Here is a 22,979-nt window from a genome sequence, read left to right as displayed (position 1 = left end):
CGCGACATGAAGGGTACTCCCTTTTATCGAACTGACCTTTATCCCGAACTCAGATCCAGCGGAACGCCAAAACGAAAAAACCCGCCAGAAGGCGGGTTTTTTCGGAGTTTCAGAGATTTTGGAAGCCTTCTCTGGAACCTTGTATGGCTCCACGACCTGGACTCGAACCAGGGACCCAGTGATTAACAGTCACTTGCTCTACCAACTGAGCTATCGCGGAATGGCGCCTATGTTACTGATTCAAAAAGAGAAGTCAAGCGCCTGATTGCAACTTGGGCGATTAGTCGGGACAGACGGTGGTTTATCGGTCATGGGCGGTTACCAGATTCGTCCCAGAGGTCTACCATGGCCGCCCGGAAGTGGTAACACGCGCTGCCGGCCATTCGCCGAAAAGGTACGCGCCATGAATCACCCAACCTGCACACCTCACAACAACGGGGTGTTCGCATGAGCATCGCTCAGATCAGCTTGCCCAAAGGTGTCGGCCCCCACGCCGAAAAATTGTTCGACGCAATCACACAGGCCAGCACCGCTGAGGAATTGAACCGTGCCGGCGGCAAGGCCGAGGGTTTTGTTCTGGGCCTGGAAAGCACCAAGGCGATCAAGAGTCAGATTGCCGAGTCGCTTTATGTCGCCTATGACGACGCCGCCAGCCAGCGTGCCACCGAACTGGCTTAACCGCCGAATGTGAAGGTGCCGAGCATCAATTTGGCGTAGAGCGTCGTGGCGGCCAGTTGCACCAGCCACAAGGCCATACCGCCGAGAAATACGCCCGCAGCGACTTGCATTACCAGGTTGCTGCCGCGTTTGGCCGGGGTGCGAGGTACGAAGTGGTCCAGCTCATCGCGGTCTGCGCGTAGGTCATCGTTTTTCATGTGGGTTCTCGTAAAATTCCTGGATGTACACAAAACCTGTAGGAGCTGGCTTGCCTGCGATGAGGCCATCACATTCAACATTGATGTTGGCTGGGCGACCGCTATCGCAGGCAAGCCAGCTCCTACATTTTGAATTGTGTGGAGTTTAGAGGGCGGGGTCACTGCGTTGAGAATTATCTGCGACAAATAAAAAACGGGAAGCCAATCGGCTTCCCGTTTTTCATATCACTGGACGACTCAGATCACCTGAACGATAGCCTTGGTCACCACGTCGATATTGCTCTGGTTCAACGCGGCCACGCAGATGCGGCCGGTGTCCAGGGCGTAGATGCCGAACTCGGTGCGCAGGCGGGTGACTTGCTCAACCGTCAGGCCGGAGTAAGAGAACATGCCGCGCTGACGACCCACGAAGCTGAAATCGCGCTGAGGAGCGTTTTTCGCCAGCAGATCAACCATCTGGATGCGCATGCCGCGAATCCGCAGGCGCATTTCAGCCAGTTCTTCTTCCCACTGGGCGCGCAGGACCGGGCTGTTCAGCACAGCGGCGACGATGCTTGCACCGTGGGTTGGCGGGTTGGAGTAGTTGGTGCGGATCACGCGTTTGACTTGCGACAGCACGCGCGCGCTTTCTTCTTTCGATTCGCTGACGATCGACAGGGCGCCAACGCGCTCGCCGTACAGCGAGAACGATTTGGAGAACGAGCTGGAAACGAAGAAGGTCAGGCCCGATTCGGCGAACAGGCGCACAGCAGCGGCGTCTTCGTCGATGCCATCGCCGAAACCTTGATAGGCCATGTCGAGGAACGGCACGTGCCCCTTGGCTTTCACCACTTGCAGGACGTTGTTCCAGTCCGCCGGGCTCAGGTCCACGCCGGTCGGGTTGTGGCAGCAGGCGTGCAGCACAACGATCGAGCCTGCGGGCAGCGCGTTCAGGTCTTCCAGCAGGCCGGTACGGTTTACGTCGTGGGTCGCGGCGTCATAGTAGCGGTAGTTCTGCACCGGGAAACCGGCCGTTTCGAACAGCGCGCGGTGGTTTTCCCAGCTTGGGTTGCTGATCGCCACGACGGCGTTCGGCAGCAGTTGCTTGAGGAAGTCGGCACCGATTTTCAGTGCGCCGGTACCGCCAACGGCTTGGGTGGTGATAACACGGCCGGCGGCGATCAGTGGCGAATCATTGCCAAACAGCAGTTTCTGCACAGCCTGATCGTAGGCAGCGATGCCGTCGATTGGCAGGTAGCCACGGGAAACGTGTTGAGCGGCACGAATCGTCTCGGCTTCGACAACGGCGCGCAGGAGTGGAATTCGCCCCTCCTCGTTGCAGTAAACACCGACCCCCAGGTTGACCTTGTTGGTACGGGTATCGGCATTGAATGCTTCGTTGAGGCCCAGGATTGGATCGCGTGGTGCCATTTCGACAGCGGAGAACAGGCTCATTTTTGCGGCGGCTCTGAATGGAGTGTGGAGGGACGTGTGGCGCTCCAGCCGAATGCACTAGAGCGGTGCACAAACGGGGAGCTAGTATAGAGGCCATCGGCGACCGATGGCGACAGACGTTTCGGCTTTTCCGCTAAGTTTTTCCGATTATTTTCCGACCGTTAGTCGATTGGCGCCGTCAAAGGATTCACCGGATGTAGGACGTTTGCCTTGAAAGAGCAGGCAATCGACTCCACATTGAGCACAATCCAGTTTTTTCCTCGGGCGACGTCGGTCGTTTGTGGTCTTTCTCGTTGCTGTCCGGTTTGACCGGTCAGGCGCGACCCCAGGGGTATTGAATGTCTGAATTCCAGCTAGTCACCCGCTTCGAGCCCGCCGGCGATCAGCCGGAAGCCATCCGCCTGATGGTGGAAGGCATCGAAGCCGGGCTGGCGCACCAGACGTTGCTCGGTGTGACCGGCTCGGGCAAGACCTTCAGCATCGCCAACGTGATCGCGCAAGTGCAGCGTCCGACCTTGGTGCTGGCGCCGAACAAGACCCTGGCCGCGCAGTTGTACGGAGAGTTCAAGGCGTTTTTCCCGAACAACGCGGTGGAGTATTTCGTTTCCTACTACGACTATTACCAGCCCGAAGCCTACGTGCCGTCGTCCGACACTTTCATCGAGAAAGACGCCTCGATCAACGACCACATCGAGCAGATGCGCCTGTCCGCGACCAAGGCGTTGCTGGAGCGCAAAGACGCGATCATTGTCACCACCGTGTCGTGCATCTACGGTCTGGGCAGCCCGGAAACCTATTTGAAAATGGTGTTGCACGTGGATCGCGGCGACAAACTCGATCAACGTGCCTTGCTGCGCCGCCTGGCGGACTTGCAATACACCCGCAACGACATGGATTTCGCCCGTGCAACCTTCCGGGTTCGCGGCGATGTGATTGATATCCACCCGGCCGAATCCGATTTTGAAGCGATCCGCATCGAGCTGTTCGATGACGAGGTCGAGAGCCTGTCCGCCTTCGATCCGCTGACCGGCGAAGTGATCCGCAAGCTGCCACGCTTCACCTTCTATCCGAAAAGCCACTACGTGACGCCACGAGAAACCCTGCTCGGTGCCGTGGAGGGGATCAAGGTTGAATTGCAGGAGCGTCTAGATTACCTGCGCACCAACAACAAGCTCGTTGAAGCTCAACGTCTGGAGCAGCGCACCCGCTTCGACCTGGAGATGATCCTCGAGCTGGGTTATTGCAACGGCATCGAAAACTACTCGCGCTACCTGTCCGGCCGTGAGTCGGGCCAGGCGCCACCGACGTTATTCGACTACCTGCCGGCTGACGCCTTGCTGGTGATCGACGAATCCCACGTTAGCGTGCCGCAGGTCGGCGCCATGTATAAGGGCGACCGTTCGCGTAAAGAGACGCTGGTGGAATACGGTTTCCGCCTGCCGTCCGCGCTGGATAACCGGCCGATGCGTTTCGACGAATTTGAAAACATCAGTCCGCAGACGATTTTTGTCTCGGCGACGCCCGGCAATTACGAGGCAGAGCATGCAGGCCGCGTTGTTGAGCAGTTGGTGCGTCCGACGGGGCTGGTCGATCCGCAAATTGAAATCCGCCCGGCGCTGACCCAAGTCGACGACTTGCTCTCGGAAATCGGCAAGCGAGTCGCGCTGGAAGAGCGGGTTCTGGTCACGACCCTGACCAAGCGCATGTCTGAGGATTTGACCGATTACCTGGCGGACCACGGCGTTCGCGTACGTTATCTGCACTCGGACATCGACACCGTGGAGCGGGTCGAAATCATTCGCGATCTGCGCCTCGGTACGTTCGATGTGTTGGTGGGGATCAACCTGCTGCGTGAAGGCCTGGACATGCCTGAAGTGTCGCTGGTGGCGATTCTCGATGCGGACAAGGAAGGCTTCCTGCGCTCCGAGCGTTCGCTGATCCAGACCATCGGCCGGGCGGCGCGTAACCTCAACGGTCGGGCGATTTTGTATGCCGACCGCATCACCGGCTCCATGGAGCGGGCGATCGGCGAAACCGAGCGCCGTCGCGATAAACAGATCGCCTTCAACCTGGCCAACGGCATCACCCCGAAGGGTGTGTTCAAGGACGTTGCCGACATCATGGAAGGCGCCACCGTGCCGGGCTCTCGCAGCAAGAAGCGCAAAGGCATGGCCAAGGCCGCCGAAGAGAGCGCCAAGTACGAAGCGGAATTGCGCTCGCCGGGCGAGATCGCCAAGCGTATTAAAGCCTTGGAAGAGAAGATGTACGCATTGGCGCGTGATCTGGAGTTTGAAGCCGCGGCGCAGATGCGCGATGAGATTGGCAAGTTGCGGGAGCGGTTGATCACTGTCTGAATTTTGCAGTGCCTGGGATGGCCTCTTCGCGAGCGGGCTCGCTCCCACAGGGATTACACTGAACCTTGTGGGAGCGAGCCTGCTCGCGAAAACGGTCGCCTGAGCTCCGCAGGTCTTGACTAGTGTGCTTCCCCGGCCTTAATCCCCTCCGGCAATTTCTTGGTCAGCAGTATCGCCAGCATGCTCACCCCCAGCGCAATCCCGACAAAGTGAAACGCATCGTTGTAAGCCATGATCGACGCCTGCTGGTGCACAATTTCGCTGATCTTCGCCAGTGCCGCCGTCTCATTGCCTAGCCGGTCCGTCATCGACGTCATCCGCTCGGCCACCTGCGGATTACTCGGCACAATGGCTTCGCGCAAATAATCAAAGTACGTCTTGGTTCGCGCATCCAGCAGGGTGGCGAGGAGGGCGATGCCAATTGCGCCGCCGAGGTTGCGCAGGATGTTGAACAGGCTCGACGCCGACCCCGCGTCCTGCGGCAGGATGTACGCCGTGGCGATCAGCGAAATGGTGACCATGATCAGGGGCTGGCCCAGCGCGCGAATGAGCTGGATCTGATTGAACTGCGGCCCGGCGAAGTCCGGGTTCAGCACCCCCGAAGAAAAACTCGCCAGCCCGAACAGCCCGAATCCCAGCGTACACAGCCACTTCGGCGAAATGTACTTCATCAGCTTGGGCACCAACGGAATCAGAAACAGCTGCGGCACGCCCATCCACATGATCACTTCGCCGATCTGCAGGGCGTTGTAGTTCTGGATCTGCGCCAGGTACAGCGGCAACAGGAAAATCGAGCCGTACAGCCCGACCCCCATTCCCAGGCTGGAAATACTCGATAGACCGAAGTTGCGGTTGCGCAGGATGCCCAGGTTGATCAGCGGGTTGGGCTTGGAAACTTGCACGATCACAAAGGTGATCAGGCTGATCAGCGCGATGCTGCCCAGGGTCACGATCAGGTTCGACTCCAGCCAGTCCTTGCGGTGGCCTTCTTCCAGAAACACCTGCAAGCAACCGAGGCCGACGCCGAGGGTGAGAATGCCCATGTAGTCGGTGCTTTTCAGCAGCTCCCAGTGCGCTTCTTTCTTCTCAAGGCCGTACATCAGGCCTGCGATCATGATCAGGCCCGGTGGAACGTTGATGTAGAAGATGTATTCCCAGCCCCAATTTTCAGTCAGCCAACCGCCCAATGTCGGGCCGATAGAGGGCGCGAAGGTGGCGGTCATGGCGAACATGGCCATGCCTTTGGCGCGGTGGTGTTCAGGGAGTTTGATCAGCGTCAGGGTGAACGCCAGCGGGATCAGCGCGCCGCCGGTGAAGCCCTGCAAGGCGCGGAAGACGATCATGCTTTCCAGGCTCCACGCCATGGAGCACAGCAACGAGGCGACCAGAAAGCCCAGTGAAACCCACACCGCCAGTCGTCGCGCGGACAGCAGCTGCACGAGCCAGGCGGTCAGCGGGATCATGATGATTTCCGCCACCAGGTACGAGGTGGAAATCCACGAGCCTTCTTCCAGGGTGGCCGACAGGGCGCCCTGAATGTCCTTGAGTGAAGAGTTGGTGATCTGGATGTCGAGCACGGCCATGAAGGCGCCGAGCATCACGCTCATGACCGCGATCCAGTCCCGCCGGGTCGGTTCGCCGACCGGGTGGCTCAGTTGGTCACTGGCCATCGTCAGGGGCGTCTTTGATGTTCACTTTGGCGGTGACTGACATGCCCGGACGGATCTTGCCTTGCAGCGGATTGTCCGCGGCGAAAGTCAGTTTTACCGGAATCCGTTGTACGACTTTGGTGAAGTTGCCCGTGGCATTGTCCGGTGGCAGCAGGCTGAACTGCGCGCCCGAAGCGGCGAACAGGCTGTCGACTCGCGCTTTGATCGGCGTGTCGTTGTAGGCGTCGAAGGTCAGCTCGGCGCTCTGGCCGGGCTGCATGTGGCCGATCTGGGTTTCTTTGAAGTTGGCCTGAATCCAGATGTCCTGATCCGGGACGATCGACAGCAAGTACGCGCCGGCCTGCACCACCTGGCCTTCGCGGGCGGCACGCTGGCCGATCAGGCCGCTGATGGGCGCGTGGATTTCGCTGCGGGTCAGGTTCAGTTCCGCTTGCGCCAGATCGGCCTTGGCGTTGGCGATCTGCGCGTCGAGGCGTTTGATCTCGGCGGTCAGGGCGTTGACCTGCTGGCGTTGGCCCTGAACGTCAGCCTGAGCCTTGGCGACTTGCGAGCGGGCGATGTGGTTGTCGGCCGACAGGGTGGTCACCCGTTCTTCCGAAATGTAGCCGGGTTTGCGCAGGGTCTGGGCGCGAGTCAAATCGATGAGCGAGCGGCCGAGGCTGGCCTGGCTGGAAGCCACTTGCGCTTCGCTGGCCGCGATCAGGCTCGATTGCTGGGTGAGTTTGCTTTGCGCTTGCAGGCGTTCGGCCTGGCGGGTGGCGAGGGTGGCGCTGGCGCGGTCGACGGCGAGGTCGAAATCGGCGCCTTCGAGCTTGATCAGCAACTGGCCTTTTTCGACGTGCTGGTTGTCATGCACCAATACTTGGTCGATGCGCGCGCTCAGTTGGCTCGAGACGCGAGTAATCTCACCCTGGACATAGGCGTTATCGGTGCTTTCATAAAATCGCCCCTTGAAGAACCACTGGGCAAAGAAGGCCCCGGCAATCAGCAGGACGAGCAGCAGGAAACTAAACAGGCGACGCTTGAGTTGGGCAGGCATGGGGCAGGCTGTAGTCGAGAAAGTGTAAGGAAAGATATCAGCGGGTGAATCTGTCATACAGCCGACAAGCGGTAAATGCCATCGAATGATATTCGGCCATTCACCCGGGTATACGCGCGTTGTAGGCGCAAACTTGGCTTAAATGCCCTGCTCACTGGAGCCGGGCGGGTGTCGCCTGTTACCATTCGCCCTTTGTTTTATCTTCATTTCGAGACTTGCCATGACCACCGTCCGCACGCGCATCGCGCCATCGCCTACCGGGGACCCCCACGTAGGTACCGCTTACATTGCTTTGTTCAACTACTGCTTTGCCAAGCAGCATGGCGGTGAGTTCATCCTGCGGATCGAAGACACCGACCAATTGCGGTCGACCCGTGAGTCCGAACAGCAGATTTTCGACGCCCTGCGCTGGTTGGGTATCGACTGGAGCGAAGGCCCGGACGTGGGTGGCCCGCACGGTCCTTACCGTCAGAGCGAGCGCGGCGATATCTATCAGAAGTATTGCCAGCAACTGGTTGAAATGGGTCATGCGTTCCCGTGCTTCTGCACCGCCGAAGAACTGGACCAGATGCGCGCCGAGCAAATGGCTCGCGGCGAAACCCCGCGTTACGACGGCCGTGCGCTGTTGCTGTCCAAGGAAGAAGTCGCCCGTCGCCTGGCTGCTGGCGAACCGCATGTGATCCGCATGAAAGTGCCGAGCGAAGGCGTGTGCGTGGTGCCGGACATGCTGCGTGGCGACGTCGAGATCCCGTGGGATCGCATGGACATGCAAGTGCTGATGAAGACCGACGGCCTGCCGACGTACTTCCTGGCCAACGTGGTCGACGACCACCTGATGGGCATCACCCACGTCCTGCGCGGTGAAGAGTGGCTGCCGTCGGCACCGAAACTGATCCTGCTTTACGAGTACTTCGGCTGGGAACAACCGGAGCTGTGCTACATGCCGCTGCTGCGTAACCCGGACAAGAGCAAGCTGTCCAAGCGCAAGAACCCGACCTCGGTGACGTTCTACGAGCGCATGGGCTTCATGCCGGAGGCGATGCTCAATTACCTGGGCCGCATGGGCTGGTCGATGCCGGACGAGCGCGAGAAGTTCTCGTTGCAGGAAATGGTCGACCACTTCGACTTGAGCCGTGTCTCGCTGGGCGGGCCGATTTTCGACATCGAGAAGCTGTCGTGGCTCAACGGCCAGTGGCTGCGTGATCTGCCGGTGGAAGAGTTCGCTTCGCGCCTGCAAACCTGGGCATTGAACCCTGAATACATGATGAAGATCGCGCCGCATGTACAGGGTCGCGTTGAAACCTTCAGCCAGGTTGCACCGTTGGCGGGCTTCTTCTTTGCCGGTGGCGTGAACCCGGATGCCAAATTGTTTGAATCGAAGAAGCTCTCGGGCGATCAGGTTCGTCAGTTGATGCAGCTGATCTTGTGGAAACTGGAAAGCCTGCGTCAGTGGGAGAAGGACAGCATCACCGCGACGATTCAGGCGGTGGTCGAATCCTTGGAGCTGAAGCTGCGTGACGCCATGCCGCTGATGTTTGCTGCGATCACGGGGCAGGCCAGTTCGGTGTCGGTGCTGGATGCGATGGAAATCCTCGGTCCGGACCTGACCCGATTCCGTCTGCGCCAGGCGATTGACCTGCTGGGCGGCGTGTCGAAGAAAGAAAACAAGGAGTGGGAAAAACTCTTGGGCAACATCGCCTGACACCCCCATACCTGTAGCAGCTGCCGAAGGCTGCGTCGGATTGCGAAGCAGTCCCTGCCCGGGATTGCGAGCGCTACGCACTCGGACGCAGCCTGCGGCAGCTGCTACAAGAACGGATACACCCCCCGGATTTACGGGGGAGGGCGGTAAGTGATTGTTATGGCGACAAAAAATTTTGAAAATTGTTAAAAATAAGTTTGACAGCTTTCTGATCCGCCATTAAGATTCGCCCCGTCCTCAGCGATGAGGGGCTATAGCTCAGCTGGGAGAGCGCTTGCATGGCATGCAAGAGGTCGACGGTTCGATCCCGTCTAGCTCCACCAATTTACACTTCAAGGTCTGGCCACACCGGCCTTGAAGCGATCAACACTCAGCGTTGATCTGTTGTATAGAAGGGTTTGCGTCCCCTTCGTCTAGTGGCCTAGGACACCGCCCTTTCACGGCGGTAACAGGGGTTCGAGTCCCCTAGGGGACGCCAGTTTTACAGAAGCGATGTTGCAAAATGTCGCTCCGCCGCGAGGCGAAAAATCCGGGGCTATAGCTCAGCTGGGAGAGCGCTTGCATGGCATGCAAGAGGTCGACGGTTCGATCCCGTCTAGCTCCACCAATTTTACAGTTCAAGGTCTGGCCACGCAGGCCTTGAATCGATCAGCTCTCAGCACTGATCAGTTGTATAGAAGGTTTTGCGTCCCCTTCGTCTAGTGGCCTAGGACACCGCCCTTTCACGGCGGTAACAGGGGTTCGAGTCCCCTAGGGGACGCCACGATTACCCGCTCTGCGGGATTTTATAAGGGTCATTCAATTATTGAATGGCCCTTTTGTTTGTCTGGCGTTTGGCCAAATCCCCTATTTCTTTCAAACTGTTCTTCAGACCAGCGGTCACATCCACGACTTGCGAAAAATTATTATGAGAATAATATTCTAGTCGTAATATTCGGAGGCAACGATGAACGATAAAAAAGCTCAAACCCGCGAACGCATCCTTAAGGCTGCCAGCGCAGCGCTGATTCAGCGCGGCCCGGCAGAGCCGAGCGTGGGCGAAGTGATGGGCGCAGCCGGCCTGACCGTCGGCGGCTTCTATGCGCACTTCGAAAGCAAGGACGCCATGATGCTGGAGGCGTTCCAGCAATTGCTGGGACACCGTCGTGACCTGATTGCTGACATGGATGCGCAACTCACCGGTGAAGAGCGTCGCGCGTTGGTGGCTGCGTTTTACCTGTCACGTAAACACCGTGACTCCTCCGAATCGGCGTGCCCGATCCCGGCGTCTGTTGGCGAACTGGGACGGCTGCCGGATGCGTTTCGTGTTGCTCTGAATGAGCATGTGGAATTGATGGTCGCGCAGTTGGCGGCCAGCCCGGAAGACACCGATAAAGCCTTGGCAGACATGGCCTTGATGGTGGGCGGTTTGGCCCTGGCTCGCGCGCTGGGGCCAGGAGAGTTGTCCGATCGATTGCTGCGTGCCGCCAAGTCGGCGGTGCAATGACCTGAAGGCAATGGCCTGAGGAGTAAGAGCGATGAGCACGTTGAAGTGGATTCGTGGCGTTAATGGCACCTTGGGCTGGTTCGCACCGAAACTGGTCGCGAGCAAAATGCGACTGGCATTCATGACCCCGCGAGAACTGCCTCCGCGTGATTGGGAGCTGCCGCTTCTGGCGAAGTCTGAACGAATCACGCTGCGCTTCGGCCTTTCGGCGCTACGTTGGGGGCAAGGCCCTGCCGTGTTGCTGATGCACGGCTGGGAAGGCCGGCCGACGCAGTTCGCCAGTCTCATCACCGCGCTGGTGGAGGCCGGTTATACCGTGGTCGCCCTCGACGGCCCGGCGCATGGTCGCTCACCTGGCGAAGAGGCAAACGTCGTGCTGTTCGCTCGGGCCATGCTGGAAGCCGCTGCCGAGTTGCCGCCGCTGCAAGCGGTCATCGGTCATTCGATGGGTGGCGCCAGTGCCATGCTCGCCGTTCAATTGGGCCTGCGCACCGAAACCCTGGTGACGATTGCCGCCCCGGCGCGAATTCTCGGGGTGCTGCGTGGTTTTGCACGTTACGTGCGACTGCCGCCTAAAGCACGTTCGGCCTTCATTCGGCAGGTCGAAAAAGACGTCGGCATGCGCGCAGCGGCGCTGGATGTCGCCCACTATCAACTCGACATGCCCGGCCTGATCGTCCATGCCGAAGATGACAGCTACGTGTTGGTCAAGGAATCCGAACTGATCCATGAATCCTGGTTCGACAGCCGCTTGCTGCGCCTGGAAGAAGGCGGGCATCAGCGGGTGCTGGCCGATCCCCGGGTCATTGATGGTGTGTTATCACTGTTGGCCGGTCGCAGCCTGCAATCGCGCCAATCGGCGTAAGCATCCGTTACACTGCCCCGGTCGACTTTATCTGACCGGGAGTGGGGCATGAGTTGGGATCGGGCAACGCCATTTATCATTGATCTACAAGTGGGCGCCGAAGACATCGACGGGCTGGGTCACGCCAATAATGCCGTGTACGTGACGTGGCTCGAGCGCTGTGCCTGGCGCCACTCCCAGCGTCTGGGCCTGGATCTGGTCGAGTATCGGCGGCTGGACCGGGCGATGGCGGTGGTGCGGCACGAAATCGATTACCTGGCCGCCGCCTATGAAGAAGACGAATTGCAGCTGGCGACCTGGATCGTCGATTGGGATCAGCGCCTGAAAATGACCCGACACTTCCAGTTGAAGCGCCCGCGTGACAACACCACATTACTGCGCGCCCAGACCACGTTCGTCTGCATCGAACTGTCGACCGGCAAGCCAAAACGCATGCCACCGGAGTTCATCGAAGGCTACGGCCCGGCGTTGTTGTCGCAAGAATTGAGTACCACCCAAATCTAGTGTAGGAGTGAGCCTGCTCCGGGCGGCGTTCCGACGATGAACGCCGCCCGGAGCCGGCTCACTCCTACAAGGAATCTGCGATTCCCCGCGCAATCCAGTAAACTGCCGCACGTTTTTCGTCGAGTGTGTTTTTCATGCAAATTGCTTTGGCGCCCATGGAGGGGTTGGTCGACAACATCCTGCGGGACGTGTTGACCCGTGTGGGTGGTATCGATTGGTGCGTGACCGAGTTCATCCGGATCAACGACCAACTGCTCACGCCTGCCTACTACCACAAGTTTGGCCCCGAACTGCTGACTGGTGCCCGCACCGCGTCAGGCGTGCCGCTGCGCGTGCAATTGCTCGGTTCTGATCCCGTTTGCCTGGCGGAAAACGCCGCGCTGGCCTGTGAGTTGGGGTCTGAAGTCATCGACCTGAACTTCGGCTGCCCGGCCAAGACCGTCAACAAGTCTCGCGGCGGGGCGGTGTTGCTCAAAGAACCTGAGCTGCTCAACCAAATCGTCGAACACGTGCGCCGCGCGGTGCCGGCGCACATCCCGGTGACCGCCAAGATGCGCCTCGGCTTCGACAGCCCGGACGGCTCGCTGGTCTGCGCCACAGCCTTGGCCGAAGGTGGCGCAGCGCACATCGTGGTGCATGCGCGGACCAAGACCGATGGCTACAAACCACCAGCGCACTGGGAGTGGATCCCGCGGGTGCAGGACGTGGTCAAGGTGCCGGTGTTTGCCAATGGCGACATCTGGAGCGTCGAAGACTGGCGTCGTTGCCGCGAAATCAGCGGCGTGGAAGACATCATGCTCGGTCGCGGTCTGGTCTCGCGCCCGGACTTGGCCCGGCAAATTGCCGCGGCGCGAGCCGGTGAAGAAGTGGTCGAGATGACTTGGGCCGAGCTGTTGCCACTGATTCAGGACTTCTGGCTGCAAGCCAAGGCGCAGATGACACCCCGTCAATCGCCGGGTCGCTTGAAGCAATGGCTGGCGATGCTGACCCGCAATTATCCGGAAGCGGTTGAGCTGTTCACCGTCCTGCGTCGTGAGACCGAACTCGATCACGTCTCGCGTTTGCTCGGTCTACAAGTCAGCGAAGCGGCCTGAAAAAATCTCGAATTAATCTCTTGAAATGCAATCAGCGGTCCTTATTTAAGGGTTACGCGATGCCGAATTCGGGTCGCGGAGACAAAAACCTTGCTGATTGTTTTCAGGAGATTTGAACCATGACTACTGCATTTTCCCTGGCCCCACTGTTCCGTTCCTCGGTAGGTTTCGACCGTTTCAACGACCTGTTCGAAACCGCGCTGCGCAACGAGCCAGGCAGCACCTACCCACCGTACAACGTGGAAAAACACGGTGATGATCAATACCGCATCGTCGTCGCCGCGGCCGGTTTCCAGGAAGAAGACCTGGACCTGCAAGTCGAGAAGGGTGTGCTGACCATCAGTGGCGGCAAACGTGAAGCGAACGAAAGCGTGACCTTCCTGCACCAAGGCATCGCCCAGCGTGCGTTCAAGCTGTCGTTCCGCCTGGCGGATCACATCGAGATCAAGGCCGCAGACCTGCGTAACGGCCTGTTGAGCATCGACCTGATGCGCATCGTGCCAGAAGAGGCGAAAGCCAAACGCATCCCGATCAACGGGACGCAAAAACCGGCTCTGCAGCACTAAGGCCGAGCAATGAAAAGGGCGCCATCGCGGCGCCCTTTTTTGTGCTCCTGTAGCTGCCTCTCAGGCTCGGCAGCTGCAGGGAATTGTGTTGCTCTTGGTTATTCGGTTAAGGCGCTCAATATTGTGTGGGCGATTTTGACCCGCTCCGGGTTCGGGTAGTTTTTGTTGGCAAGGATCACGATGCCGATGTCCTTCGAGGGCACAAACGCGACGTAAGCCCCAAAGCCGCCGGTGGAGCCGGTTTTGTTGAGCAACACGTTTTCCTGTTGCGGCTGCGGCGGGTTCAGCCATTGAACTTTATGAGCTTCCATTGCCATCTCAGTCGAGTTACCAGCGAGCAGCTGATCCAGCGTGACCGGGTAATGGTAGAACTCCCAACCTAGCCCCTGTGTCGTTTCGCCCACCGTGTAATAACCGGTGTGAGTGGTGGCGATGGCTTGCTGCAAGGGTTTTTCCAGTTCGCCAGGTTGCATGTTCGCTTCAACGTAACGAAGCAGGTCCGAGGCGCTGGTTTTCACGCCGTAGGCTTCGGAGTCCAGCGCGCCCGGTCCGACGCGCACAGGCTTGTCGTCCTTGTTGTAGCCCTGAGCGTATAGCCCCATTTGCTCTTGCGGGACCTTGAGGTAGGTGTGCTTGAGGCCCAGTTTCGGCAGCAAGGTCTTTTCCATCAGGATATCGAACGGCTGGCCCATGCTGTTGGCGGCGAGGTAGCCGAACAGCCCTATGCTTGGGTTCGAATACAGGCGATGGGTGCCAGCAGGATAAACCGGTGTCCATTGCTTGAAGTAACCCAGCATTGTCTCTGGATGGTCAGCTTCGCCAGGGAACTGCAGCGGTAACCCGCCGGCGGTATAGGTGCCCAGTTGCAGTACGCTGATGTGGTCGAATGCGCTGCCGCGCAATGCTGGCCAAACAGTGCTGGCAGGATCGGACAGGGACAGCTTGCCGACGGCCTGGGCGTATCCGGCCAGTGTGGCGGTGAAGGTTTTGCTGACCGAGCCTATTTCGAACAGGGTGTCCTGACTGACCGGTTGGCGTTCTTCTTTAGAGGCCACACCGTAATTAAAGTAATGCTGCTGGCCATTTTGGGTGATCGCAACGACGAGCCCCGCAATTTTCTGTTCTTGCATCACCGGACCGACGGCGGCGTTGACCAGGGTTTCGAGTTGCTGGTCGGATGGTGTTGAGGCCATGCAGGGTGCTGCGCCGAGGAAAAGTGCGAAAGCACTGTAGAACGCTAGCCTTGGCAGTTTGTCTTTGTACATGTTTGATCCACTCTTCATGAGTTGTGATGATGGTAACCCGCTACACTCCATGCGCTCTTGCAAATCGGGCTAGCGAACAGGCGTGCCAAATTTAGGCGGTCAGCCGAGCGTCGACAAACGACGATATTTCGGGTTAGCCATTAGAAAAATTATGGAGTTGGCATGATTCGTCCTCACTTGCCGCTGAATGCATTGCGCGCTTTCGAGGCGTCCGCGCGTCATTTGAGCTTCACTCGGGCGGCGGTGGAGTTGTTCGTCACTCCAGCGGCAGTGAGTCATCAGGTCAAAAGTCTTGAGGCTCAGCTTAATGTGACGCTGTTCAAGCGCTTGCCCCGCGGGCTGATGCTGACGAGTGAAGGTGAAACCTTGCTGCCGGTATTGCGCGAATCTTTCGACCGTATCGCCGAAACGCTTGAGCGTTTCGAGGGTGGGCATTATCGGGAGGTATTGACGGTGGGGGCGGTGGGGACGTTTGCAGTAGGTTGGCTGTTGCCGCGACTGGGGGACTTCCAGGCGAAACATCCGTTCATAGATTTGCGTCTGTCGACCAACAACAACCGCGTGGACGTGGCCGCTGAGGGACTGGATTACGCGATTCGATTTGGCGCCGGCGCGTGGCACGGCATTGAAGCGCTACGTTTGATCGATGCGCCGTTGTCGGTGCTGTGCGTTCCCGAGCTCGCCCGGCAATTGCGCTCGCCTGAGGATCTGCTGAAACAAACGTTGTTGCGTTCCTACCGCACAGACGAGTGGCCTGAGTGGTTTCTGGCTTGCGGGTTGCCGGCCAATGCACCGACCGCCAAGAGCATTATTTTCGATTCGTCGCTGGCGATGATGGAGGCCGCGCTTCAGGGCGAAGGCATTGCGTTGGCGCCGCCGCTGATGTTTTCCCGGCAACTGGCGGCGGGTGCAATCGAGCAACCGTTCGCCATCGGCATCACCACCGGCAGCTACTGGCTGACCCGACTGCAATCGCGTCCCGAAACGGCAGCGATGATGTCGTTCAAGGGCTGGCTGCTGCAAGCAGCCGAAATGAATTAGCGGATGCCAACCTGTGGGAGCTGGCTTGCCTGCGATTGCGGAGTTTCAGGCGACATCATTGTTGAATGTGCCGGCGCCTTCGCGGGCAAGTCGAATCGTCGCACCGCCGCTCCTGCAAGGAGTACAGCGTCAGCGCACCAGGCACGGCTGTTTGTTATTGAATTTCCATCCCGGGATCAGAAACTGCATCGCCACGCTATCATCTCGCGCCCCCAACCCCATACCTTTGTACAGTTCGTGGGCCTTGGCCAACTGATCCACGTCCAATTCCACACCTAACCCAGGCTTCTTAGGCACTTGCACGCAACCGTCGACGATTTGCAGTGGTGCTTTGGTCAACCGCTGGCCGTCCTGCCAGATCCAGTGGGTGTCGATGGCGGTAATCTCGCCCGGCGCGGCCGCTGCAACGTGGGTGAACATTGCCAGGGAAATATCGAAGTGGTTGTTGGAGTGCGAACCCCAGGTCAGACCCCATTCGTGGCACATCTGCGCCACACGCACCGAGCCTTGCATAGTCCAGAAGTGCGGGTCGGCCAGCGGAATATCCACTGATTGCAACTGGATCGCGTGACCCATCTCACGCCAGTCGGTGGCGATCATGTTGGTTGCGGTTTTCAGGCCGGTGGCGCGGCGGAATTCGGCCATGACCTCACGGCCCGAGTAACCGTTTTCCGCCCCGCACGGGTCTTCGGCGTAAGCCAGAACGTGATGCTGATCGCGGCACAAGCGAATGGCTTCCTTGAGTGACCATGCGCCGTTCGGGTCAAGGGTGATGCGTGCATCCGGGAAGCGTTCGGCCAGCGCGGTGACCGCTTCGATCTCCTCATCGCCACTGAGCACGCCGCCCTTGAGTTTGAAGTCCTTGAAGCCGTAGCGGGCATGGGCGGCTTCGGCCAGGCGCACCACGGCGTCAGCGGTCATGGCTTTTTCATGGCGCACACGAAACCAGTCATTGTCGGCGTCCGGTTCGCTGCGATAGGCCAGGTCGGTTTCGTCGCGATCACCGACGTAAAACAGGTAACCGAGCATCTTCACTTCGTCACGCTGCTGACCTTCACCGAGCAGGGCGGCAACCGGCACGTCCAGATGCTGGCCTAGCAAGTCGAGGAGGGCGGCTTCCAGGCCGGTGACTGCGTGTATGGTGATACGCAGGTCGAACGTCTGCAAACCGCGACCACCGGCATCGCGATCGGCAAAGGTCTGGCGCACTTGATTGAGGATCTTCTGATACGTACCGATCGGGCTGCCAACCACCAGTGCGCGGGCGTCTTCCAGTGTCTGGCGAATACGCTCGCCCCCTGGTACTTCACCGACACCGGTGTGTCCGGCGTTGTCCTTGAGGATCACGATATTGCGGGTGAAAAACGGACCATGGGCGCCGCTCAGGTTGAGCAGCATGCCGTCGTGTCCGGCTACCGGAACCACCTGCATGCTGGTGATGATTGGGGCTTTTGCGCAGTCTTGTGGGTGCATTTTCTTGTCCTTTTAAACAACGGATCAGGCGTGGTTGGGCGTTGGTTTGCCCAGCGCAACGGCCGGTGCGGTTTTTGGTGTATTACGTGCAGCAAAGACAATGATCGCGGCGATGATTGAGGTCGCGGCCAACCCGTACAGGCCGCCCTGAATCGAACCGGTGTGTTCTTCCAGCAGACCGAAGGTGGTCGGCGCAACGAAACCGCCGAGGTTGCCCACCGAGTTGATCAGCGCGATCACGCCAGCGGCGATCCGCGCATCCAGATAGGCCTGGGGGATCGGCCAGAACAGCGACGAAGCGGATTTGAAACCCAGCGCCGCAAAGCAGATCGCAACAAAGGCAAAGATTGGTCCGCCCGTGGTAGACATGAGCATCCCGGCGGCGGCAATCAACAGCGCAGCAGCCACCCAGGCTTGCTGGTTTTTCCATTTGGCTGACAGGGAAGCAAAGGCATACATGCCAATAATCGACAGCAGCCAAGGGATCGAGTTGAACAGCCCGACCTGAATATCACTGAGGTCCCCCATCTTCTTGATGATGCTCGGCAGCCAAAAGGTTGCGGCATAGATGGTCAGCTGGATGAAGAAGTAGATCAGGCAGAACAGGATGATCTGACGATCCTTGAGCAGTTTGCCCAACGACGGTTTGATCGGCGTCGCGGCTTCGCGGGCTAGCTGTTCGTCCTCGATGGCGTTGACCAGCGCATCCTGTTCTTCGCGGCTCAGCCATTTGGCGTCGTGGGGTTTGGAGTCCAGCCAGAACCAGACGAACACGCACAGCCCGACCGAAAACATTCCTTCAATGAAGTACATCCATTGCCAGCCGTGCAACCCGAAGCCGTTGAGTTGCAGGAGCAGACCAGACAGCGGGCCGGAGATCAGCGAGGCCATCGCCGAGCCGCTGAGAAAAATCGCAATCGCCTTGCCGCGTTCCATGCCGGGCAACCAGCGAGTGAAGTAGTAAATCACTCCCGGAAAGAACCCGGCTTCGGCCACACCCAGCAAAAATCTCAGGATATAGAAGTGGGTTTCGTTCTGGATGAAGGCCATTCCGGCGGCCACCAGGCCCCAGGTCAGCATGATGCGGGTCAGCCAGATTCTCGCGCCGACTTTTTGCAGGAGGATGTTGGAGGGGACTTCGAACAGCGCGTAACCGATGAAGAACAGGCCGGCGCCGAGGCCATAAGCGGCGGCACCAATGCCTAAGTCATGCTCCATATGCGCGCGGACGAAGCCGATGTTCACGCGGTCGATGTAGTTGACGATGAACATGATGACGAACAGCGGCAAAACATGTCGTTTCACCTTCGAGATGGCGGACTTCAGGACCGAATCGGCGCCGTGGTGCATCCCTGATACGGATGTATTCACTTGGTTTTCTCCCACTGATTATTTTTATGCGGGGTGTGGCTTGTGCTGCGTTGTTGATAGACATCATACAACTACATTTTTTTGTTCTGCAAGCGTCTGTGTCCAACAAATTGGTGGTGTTCAGGCATTTTTGATTCTTTTTTTATTTTGCATAAGCCGTGGTGGTACGCAGATAAGGTGCAGTTGTTGAGTGTTGTCATACAAGTTTGGCGCTGTTTTATAGAGAACCCAACCCTGTGCGGTGCTACGATTCCGTTAGCCCTGTTTTCGGAAATCGCCATGCAACATGACCTCGACACGCCTGTCCCCAAGCGCAGCCACAACCTCGCTCACGACCTGGTGGCCAAACTGACCCAGAGCATTCTTCTCGGCCAGTTGCTGCCGGGGGACAAGCTGCCATCGGAGAACTCAATCGTTCAGGAACACGGCGTCAGCCGCACCGTGGTGCGCGAGGCGATCTCGAAATTGCAGGCGTCGGGGCTGGTGGAAACCCGGCATGGCATTGGCACGTTTGTCATCGAGCGCGCGCCGGAGCAGGGCTTGCGGCTGAATGTCGATACCGCACTGGGGGTGCGCAGCATTCTGGAGTTGCGCATGGGGCTGGAAACCCAGGCCGCCGCGCTGGCGGCGACCCGTCGTACGGAGCAGCAACTGGCGCAGATGCGTGAAGCGCTGGACGACTATCAGCGCTTGCTGAGCAACAACGACAGCTGCGTCGAGGCCGACAAGCGCTACCATCTGTTGATCGCCGAAGCTACCGGCAATGTGTGCTTCACCGAGATCATGCAGCACCTGGGCAGTGCGATGATCCCGCGAACCCGCGTCAATGCCGCCGAGCGTGGGGCGGCGGATTTAAGCAAGCTTGGGCAACTCGCCAACCTTGAGCACGAGGCGATTCTCAACGCGATCAAGCGCCAGGATCCGGACGCGGCGCGAGCAGCGATGTGGCTGCACCTGACCAACAGCCGTGACCGCTTTTCAGCGGGTGGCTGAATATTGTGGCGAGGGGCACGGCGCACCATTGATGGGTTTTCAACTCGCGCTGACATCGCGCATCAACAAGCCAAACTTCAGATCCACCCCGTCCGGAATCGGCAAATACACCGTGTGCCCATCCCCCGGCGCCACTTCAATCGGCTCGCCTCTAGCGTTTTGCAATTGATGCAAATCGAAATGGAAGTTGCCCTGGGGTGTCATCAGCTCCATGTGATCGCCCAGGCCAAAGCGGTTCTTCACCTTGACCTCCGCCAGCCGCTCACGCCGCTCACCGGTCAATTCACCGACAAACTGCTGTCGCTCCGACACCGAGCTGCCGTGCTGATAGTTCTGGTATTCGTCATGCACATGCCGCCGCAAAAAACCTTCGGTGTAGCCGCGCTGCGCCAATGACTCCAGATCGATCATCAGGTTGCGGTCGAATTCACGGCCGGCGACGGCGTCGTCGATGGCGCGGCGATATACCTGCGTGGTGCGGGCGCAATAGAAGTGGGATTTGGTCCGCCCTTCGATCTTCAGCGAGTGCACGCCCATGTGCGTCAGGCGCTCGACATGCTGCACGGCGCGCAAGTCCTTGGCATTCATGATGTAAGTACCGTGCTCGTCCTCGAAGGCTGGCATCAATTCGTCCGGCCGATTGGCTTCCTGCAACAGGAACACTTGGTCGGTGGGGGCGCCGATGCCCAGGGTCGGTTCTGGCTGGTACTGCTGGACGATTTCGCCGAGCTGATTTTCCGTGGCCTCTTGCGCCGAATACTTCCAGCGACAGGCGTTAGTGCAACTGCCCTGATTGGCATCGCGCTTGTTCATGTAACCCGACAGCAGGCAGCGCCCGGAATACGCCATGCACAACGCGCCGTGGACAAACACTTCCAGCTCCATGGCCGGCACTTGCTGGCGGATTTCGCCGATTTCTTCCAGGGACAGTTCCCGCGACAGGATGATCCGACTCACACCCTGTTGCTGCCAGAACTCGACACTCGCCCAGTTGACGGTGTTGGCCTGCACGGATAGATGAATTGGCATCTGTGGGAAGTGCCGACGCACCAGCATGATCAAGCCCGGGTCGGACATGGTCAGCGCATCCGGCGCCATGGCGATCACCGGCGCCAAGTCCTTGAGGAAGGTCTTGAGCTTGGCGTTGTGTGGTGCAATGTTCACCACCACATAAAAGCGCTTGCCCTGGGACTGGGCCTCCTGGATACCAAGGGCCAGGTTGGCGTGATCGAATTCGTTATTGCGCACCCGCAAGCTGTAGCGCGGCTGGCCGGCGTACACCGCATCGGCACCGTAAGCAAAGGCATAACGCATGTTTTTCAAGGTGCCGGCGGGGGCGAGCAGTTCGGGGGCAAGGGGAGTCATGGCAATGTCAGTCGCAAAAGCCTGGAGCGTAATCGCCTTGCGCCTGGAGTTTATTGATCTGGATCCAGGCTTTGTGAACAAACGCATGGCACTCGCGCGAACCGTGGAGGACTAAGCATAAGGACAGCTCAACTTATAAGAGCCTGTGTCCCTGCGCACTGACACGGATCGGACATGAACGAAAAAACCGTACGGAACAAATCGCTGGTGATCTTGCTGGGGCTGGTCACTGCCGCGTTCATCTGGATCTTGTTGCCGTTTTACGGCGCGGTGTTCTGGGCGGTGATCCTCGGCATCCTCTTTGCGCCGATGCAGCGTCGACTGCAATTGAAGCTGGGCTGGGAGCGCAACCTGACGTCGCTGCTCACGCTGAGTATCTGTCTGGTGATTGCGATCCTGCCGGTGATCATCCTCGGTTTCTTCCTGGTTCAAGAGGGGGCGGTACTGTACAAAAACATCGAAAGCGGTGAGTTGGACATCGCAGGGTATGTGTCGCACTTCAAACACAGCCTTCCGCCGTACTTCCAGCATTTACTCGATCGGTTCGGGGTGGGGGAGCTGAGCGGGCTGCGGGAAAAAATCATCAAGAGTGCGGTGACGGGTAACGAGTTTTTCGCCACTCAGGTGTTCAGTTTCGGCCAGGGTACGTTTGATTTTGTGGTGAGCTTTTTCATCATGCTCTACCTGTTGTATTTCTTTCTGCGCGACGGCGCCGAGTTGGCGCGCGAAGTTCGCGCGGCCGTGCCGTTGCAGGAGCACCAGAAACGTCGGTTGCAACTCAAGTTCAATCGGGTGGTGCGGGCGACGGTGAAGGGCAACCTGCTGGTGGCAATTACGCAGGGCGCCTTGGGTGGCTTGATTTTCTGGTTTCTGGATATCCCGAGCGCGTTGCTCTGGGCGGTACTCATGGCGTTTTTGTCGCTGTTGCCAGCGGTGGGGGCGGGGATCATCTGGGCACCCGCGGCGGCGTTTTTCCTGCTCAGCGGGGCAATGTGGCAGGGCGTAGTGTTGGGGCTGTACGGGATTTTTGTAATCGGTTTGGTGGACAACGTGCTGCGACCGATCCTGGTGGGTAAGGACACCAAGATGCCGGACTATCTGATCCTCATCTCGACCCTGGGTGGTCTGGCGATCTTTGGCCTCAACGGCTTTGTCATCGGACCACTGATCGCCGCCTTGTTCATGTCCAGTTGGGCCATTTTCCTTGAAACCAAACCGAAGGTGCAGCTGCCTTAAGCGCTTAGCTGGCCTTGGCCGAGACGTTGCGACAAGGCCTGGGCGTCCGGCAGCGAGGTGAGCGGTCCACTGATCGCTTCACCGTCCTGCACCAGGTACCAACATGCGAGCATTCCCAGCGCTCTAAGCGGGGCGGGAACGGCGCTGCCAATAACGGACATGATTTGAACCTGGGACATAAGTACCTCCATCAATCGATGGGGCTACCTTACGGACCTGGCACTAAAACGGAAAATCAACGCTTTCGATAGTCGTCATTGACGCCGGTGACTGTTCGCCTCAGTCGACGACCAGATCGAGCATATGAACCACTTCGTGCTCATTTAGCAGGCCTTTGCGCACCAGGTTTTCGGCCAGCAGTGAAAGGAACTTGGCGCTGCGATGGCCTTCCAGGTGCTTGAGTTCGGTCAATGCGTTGTACACCTTGCTGGAAGTGCACAAACCGACAATGCGGTGCGGGTTTTGTGTGGGCATGAGGTCGTCCTTGTTGTTATTGACCTGTTGTTTGCGGACAGATCCAAGCTTGCGGACCTGGCATGACATAAATATGACTGTTTGGCGCAAGGCGGGGATGATTCAAGTCAATATTGCCAATTTGAATCACCTACGCTGTCCCCACAGCGACATTGACGCGATTTATTCAGAC

At 58.7% G+C, this 22,979-nt stretch carries 21 protein-coding genes and 5 tRNA genes; 15 read left to right on the top strand and 11 right to left on the bottom strand.

What is annotated here, in order from left to right:
• Positions 1–144: 144 nt before the first annotated feature.
• Positions 145–220 (bottom strand) — tRNA-Asn (locus tag ACWGZX_RS04040).
• A 227-nt stretch (positions 221–447) separates the two neighbouring features.
• Here ACWGZX_RS04040 and ACWGZX_RS04035 point away from each other — a divergent pair.
• Positions 448–678: a hypothetical protein gene (locus ACWGZX_RS04035; protein WP_007943502.1), complete on the top strand. Its 231-nt coding sequence runs from the start codon at positions 448–450 to the stop codon at positions 676–678.
• Here ACWGZX_RS04035 and ACWGZX_RS04030 read toward each other — a convergent pair.
• A complete protein-coding gene (locus ACWGZX_RS04030) occupies positions 675–875 on the bottom strand; it encodes a hypothetical protein (RefSeq protein ID WP_452627378.1) in 201 nt (66 codons plus the stop codon). The genes ACWGZX_RS04035 and ACWGZX_RS04030 overlap by 4 nt on opposite strands.
• 237 nt (positions 876–1,112) lie before the next feature.
• Positions 1,113–2,309, bottom strand: a complete 1,197-nt coding sequence (locus ACWGZX_RS04025) for an amino acid aminotransferase (protein WP_452627377.1) — start codon at positions 2,307–2,309, stop codon at positions 1,113–1,115.
• A 338-nt stretch (positions 2,310–2,647) separates the two neighbouring features.
• On the opposite strand from ACWGZX_RS04025, the gene uvrB reads away from it, so the two are divergent.
• On the top strand, positions 2,648–4,663 hold the full coding sequence (uvrB, locus tag ACWGZX_RS04020) for an excinuclease ABC subunit UvrB (RefSeq protein WP_452627376.1): 2,016 nt from the start codon (positions 2,648–2,650) through the stop codon (positions 4,661–4,663).
• Positions 4,664–4,782: 119 nt separating this feature from the next.
• On the opposite strand, the gene ACWGZX_RS04015 is transcribed toward uvrB, so the two are convergent.
• Positions 4,783–6,333: an MDR family MFS transporter gene (locus tag ACWGZX_RS04015; RefSeq protein WP_452627375.1), complete on the bottom strand. Its 1,551-nt coding sequence runs from the start codon at positions 6,331–6,333 to the stop codon at positions 4,783–4,785.
• A complete protein-coding gene (locus ACWGZX_RS04010; protein WP_452627374.1) occupies positions 6,323–7,372 on the bottom strand; it encodes an HlyD family secretion protein in 1,050 nt (349 codons plus the stop codon). Before ACWGZX_RS04010 ends, ACWGZX_RS04015 begins: the two co-directional genes overlap by 11 nt.
• A 220-nt stretch (positions 7,373–7,592) precedes the next feature.
• Here ACWGZX_RS04010 and gltX point away from each other — a divergent pair, with 220 nt between their 5' ends.
• The 10 genes from gltX to ACWGZX_RS03960 all read left to right on the top strand — a co-directional run bounded on the left by gltX (position 7,593) and on the right by ACWGZX_RS03960 (position 13,589).
• Positions 7,593–9,074, top strand: coding sequence for a glutamate--tRNA ligase (gene gltX / locus ACWGZX_RS04005; protein ID WP_109633228.1), 1,482 nt, complete (start codon positions 7,593–7,595; stop codon positions 9,072–9,074).
• 247 nt (positions 9,075–9,321) lie between these two features.
• Positions 9,322–9,397: transfer RNA gene (locus ACWGZX_RS04000), tRNA-Ala, on the top strand.
• 79 nt (positions 9,398–9,476) lie between these two features.
• Positions 9,477–9,552 (top strand) — tRNA-Glu (locus tag ACWGZX_RS03995).
• 53 nt (positions 9,553–9,605) lie between these two features.
• Positions 9,606–9,681, top strand: a tRNA-Ala gene (locus ACWGZX_RS03990).
• Between the two features lie 80 nt (positions 9,682–9,761).
• Positions 9,762–9,837 (top strand) — tRNA-Glu (locus ACWGZX_RS03985).
• 183 nt (positions 9,838–10,020) lie between these two features.
• Complete coding sequence (locus ACWGZX_RS03980) at positions 10,021–10,560, top strand: TetR/AcrR family transcriptional regulator (protein WP_007943510.1); 540 nt, start codon at positions 10,021–10,023, stop codon at positions 10,558–10,560.
• Between the two features lie 31 nt (positions 10,561–10,591).
• On the top strand, positions 10,592–11,425 hold the full coding sequence (locus tag ACWGZX_RS03975) for an alpha/beta fold hydrolase (RefSeq protein WP_452627373.1): 834 nt from the start codon (positions 10,592–10,594) through the stop codon (positions 11,423–11,425).
• A gap of 48 nt (positions 11,426–11,473) precedes the next feature.
• Positions 11,474–11,929 carry an acyl-CoA thioesterase gene (locus ACWGZX_RS03970; RefSeq protein ID WP_452627372.1) on the top strand — a complete coding sequence of 152 codons (456 nt, stop codon included), beginning with the start codon at positions 11,474–11,476 and terminating at the stop codon, positions 11,927–11,929.
• A gap of 134 nt (positions 11,930–12,063) precedes the next feature.
• Positions 12,064–13,023, top strand: coding sequence for a tRNA dihydrouridine synthase (locus ACWGZX_RS03965; RefSeq protein ID WP_223517493.1), 960 nt, complete (start codon positions 12,064–12,066; stop codon positions 13,021–13,023).
• A gap of 119 nt (positions 13,024–13,142) precedes the next feature.
• Positions 13,143–13,589, top strand: a complete 447-nt coding sequence (locus ACWGZX_RS03960) for an Hsp20 family protein (RefSeq protein ID WP_452627371.1) — start codon at positions 13,143–13,145, stop codon at positions 13,587–13,589.
• Positions 13,590–13,687: 98 nt separating this feature from the next.
• Here ACWGZX_RS03960 and ampC read toward each other — a convergent pair whose 3' ends face one another.
• Positions 13,688–14,854 carry a class C beta-lactamase gene (gene ampC, locus ACWGZX_RS03955; RefSeq protein ID WP_452627370.1) on the bottom strand — a complete coding sequence of 389 codons (1,167 nt, stop codon included), beginning with the start codon at positions 14,852–14,854 and terminating at the stop codon, positions 13,688–13,690.
• Positions 14,855–15,016: 162 nt separating this feature from the next.
• Here ampC and ACWGZX_RS03950 point away from each other — a divergent pair, with 162 nt between their 5' ends.
• Complete coding sequence (locus tag ACWGZX_RS03950) at positions 15,017–15,895, top strand: LysR family transcriptional regulator (protein WP_452627369.1); 879 nt, start codon at positions 15,017–15,019, stop codon at positions 15,893–15,895.
• 129 nt (positions 15,896–16,024) lie between these two features.
• On the opposite strand, the gene gudD is transcribed toward ACWGZX_RS03950, so the two are convergent.
• Both gudD and ACWGZX_RS03940 read right to left on the bottom strand, forming a co-directional pair.
• Entirely contained in the window at positions 16,025–17,368 is a 1,344-nt protein-coding gene (gene gudD / locus ACWGZX_RS03945) for a glucarate dehydratase (RefSeq protein WP_452627368.1), read from the bottom strand.
• A gap of 24 nt (positions 17,369–17,392) precedes the next feature.
• Positions 17,393–18,739 carry an MFS transporter gene (locus ACWGZX_RS03940; protein WP_452627367.1) on the bottom strand — a complete coding sequence of 449 codons (1,347 nt, stop codon included), beginning with the start codon at positions 18,737–18,739 and terminating at the stop codon, positions 17,393–17,395.
• A gap of 279 nt (positions 18,740–19,018) precedes the next feature.
• Here ACWGZX_RS03940 and ACWGZX_RS03935 point away from each other — a divergent pair, with 279 nt between their 5' ends.
• Positions 19,019–19,732, top strand: a complete 714-nt coding sequence (locus ACWGZX_RS03935; protein ID WP_452627366.1) for a FadR/GntR family transcriptional regulator — start codon at positions 19,019–19,021, stop codon at positions 19,730–19,732.
• A 39-nt stretch (positions 19,733–19,771) separates the two neighbouring features.
• Here the strand turns inward: ACWGZX_RS03935 and trhP are convergent, their stop codons facing one another.
• On the bottom strand, positions 19,772–21,097 hold the full coding sequence (gene trhP, locus ACWGZX_RS03930) for a prephenate-dependent tRNA uridine(34) hydroxylase TrhP (protein WP_452627365.1): 1,326 nt from the start codon (positions 21,095–21,097) through the stop codon (positions 19,772–19,774).
• Positions 21,098–21,271: 174 nt separating this feature from the next.
• On the opposite strand from trhP, the gene ACWGZX_RS03925 reads away from it, so the two are divergent.
• Positions 21,272–22,333: an AI-2E family transporter gene (locus ACWGZX_RS03925; protein WP_452627364.1), complete on the top strand. Its 1,062-nt coding sequence runs from the start codon at positions 21,272–21,274 to the stop codon at positions 22,331–22,333.
• On the opposite strand, the gene ACWGZX_RS03920 is transcribed toward ACWGZX_RS03925, so the two are convergent.
• Positions 22,330–22,512, bottom strand: coding sequence for a hypothetical protein (locus ACWGZX_RS03920; RefSeq protein WP_452627363.1), 183 nt, complete (start codon positions 22,510–22,512; stop codon positions 22,330–22,332). The two genes, ACWGZX_RS03925 and ACWGZX_RS03920, sit on opposite strands and share 4 nt — an antisense overlap.
• A gap of 100 nt (positions 22,513–22,612) precedes the next feature.
• Complete coding sequence (locus ACWGZX_RS03915) at positions 22,613–22,807, bottom strand: hypothetical protein (protein WP_007944773.1); 195 nt, start codon at positions 22,805–22,807, stop codon at positions 22,613–22,615.
• Positions 22,808–22,979 lie beyond the last annotated feature (172 nt).

This window comes from Pseudomonas sp. CLCA07 (assembly GCF_053615335.1).
Note: the sequence above shows the minus strand (reverse complement) of the source record. Positions and strands in the feature narration are given on the sequence as shown.

Bases quoted from the DNA above. Each gene is read 5' to 3' on its own strand.
- ACWGZX_RS04015 (WP_452627375.1), bottom strand. From the start codon at position 6,333: ATGGCCAGTGACCAACTGAGCCACCCGGTCGGCGAACCGACCCGGCGG.
- ACWGZX_RS03980 (WP_007943510.1), top strand. From the start codon at position 10,021: ATGAACGATAAAAAAGCTCAAACCCGCGAACGCATCCTTAAGGCTGCC.
- ACWGZX_RS03975 (WP_452627373.1), top strand. From the start codon at position 10,592: ATGAGCACGTTGAAGTGGATTCGTGGCGTTAATGGCACCTTGGGCTGG.
- ACWGZX_RS03935 (WP_452627366.1), top strand. From the start codon at position 19,019: ATGCAACATGACCTCGACACGCCTGTCCCCAAGCGCAGCCACAACCTC.
- ACWGZX_RS03915 (WP_007944773.1), bottom strand. From the start codon at position 22,807: ATGCCCACACAAAACCCGCACCGCATTGTCGGTTTGTGCACTTCCAGC.
- ampC (WP_452627370.1), bottom strand. From the start codon at position 14,854: ATGTACAAAGACAAACTGCCAAGGCTAGCGTTCTACAGTGCTTTCGCA.
- ACWGZX_RS04035 (WP_007943502.1), top strand. From the start codon at position 448: ATGAGCATCGCTCAGATCAGCTTGCCCAAAGGTGTCGGCCCCCACGCC.
- ACWGZX_RS03970 (WP_452627372.1), top strand. From the start codon at position 11,474: ATGAGTTGGGATCGGGCAACGCCATTTATCATTGATCTACAAGTGGGC.
- ACWGZX_RS04030 (WP_452627378.1), bottom strand. From the start codon at position 875: ATGAAAAACGATGACCTACGCGCAGACCGCGATGAGCTGGACCACTTC.
- ACWGZX_RS03920 (WP_452627363.1), bottom strand. From the start codon at position 22,512: ATGTCCCAGGTTCAAATCATGTCCGTTATTGGCAGCGCCGTTCCCGCC.
- ACWGZX_RS04025 (WP_452627377.1), bottom strand. From the start codon at position 2,309: ATGAGCCTGTTCTCCGCTGTCGAAATGGCACCACGCGATCCAATCCTG.
- ACWGZX_RS03960 (WP_452627371.1), top strand. From the start codon at position 13,143: ATGACTACTGCATTTTCCCTGGCCCCACTGTTCCGTTCCTCGGTAGGT.
- ACWGZX_RS03965 (WP_223517493.1), top strand. From the start codon at position 12,064: ATGCAAATTGCTTTGGCGCCCATGGAGGGGTTGGTCGACAACATCCTG.
- ACWGZX_RS03925 (WP_452627364.1), top strand. From the start codon at position 21,272: ATGAACGAAAAAACCGTACGGAACAAATCGCTGGTGATCTTGCTGGGG.
- gudD (WP_452627368.1), bottom strand. From the start codon at position 17,368: ATGCACCCACAAGACTGCGCAAAAGCCCCAATCATCACCAGCATGCAG.
- gltX (WP_109633228.1), top strand. From the start codon at position 7,593: ATGACCACCGTCCGCACGCGCATCGCGCCATCGCCTACCGGGGACCCC.
- ACWGZX_RS04010 (WP_452627374.1), bottom strand. From the start codon at position 7,372: ATGCCTGCCCAACTCAAGCGTCGCCTGTTTAGTTTCCTGCTGCTCGTC.
- ACWGZX_RS03950 (WP_452627369.1), top strand. From the start codon at position 15,017: ATGATTCGTCCTCACTTGCCGCTGAATGCATTGCGCGCTTTCGAGGCG.
- trhP (WP_452627365.1), bottom strand. From the start codon at position 21,097: ATGACTCCCCTTGCCCCCGAACTGCTCGCCCCCGCCGGCACCTTGAAA.
- uvrB (WP_452627376.1), top strand. From the start codon at position 2,648: ATGTCTGAATTCCAGCTAGTCACCCGCTTCGAGCCCGCCGGCGATCAG.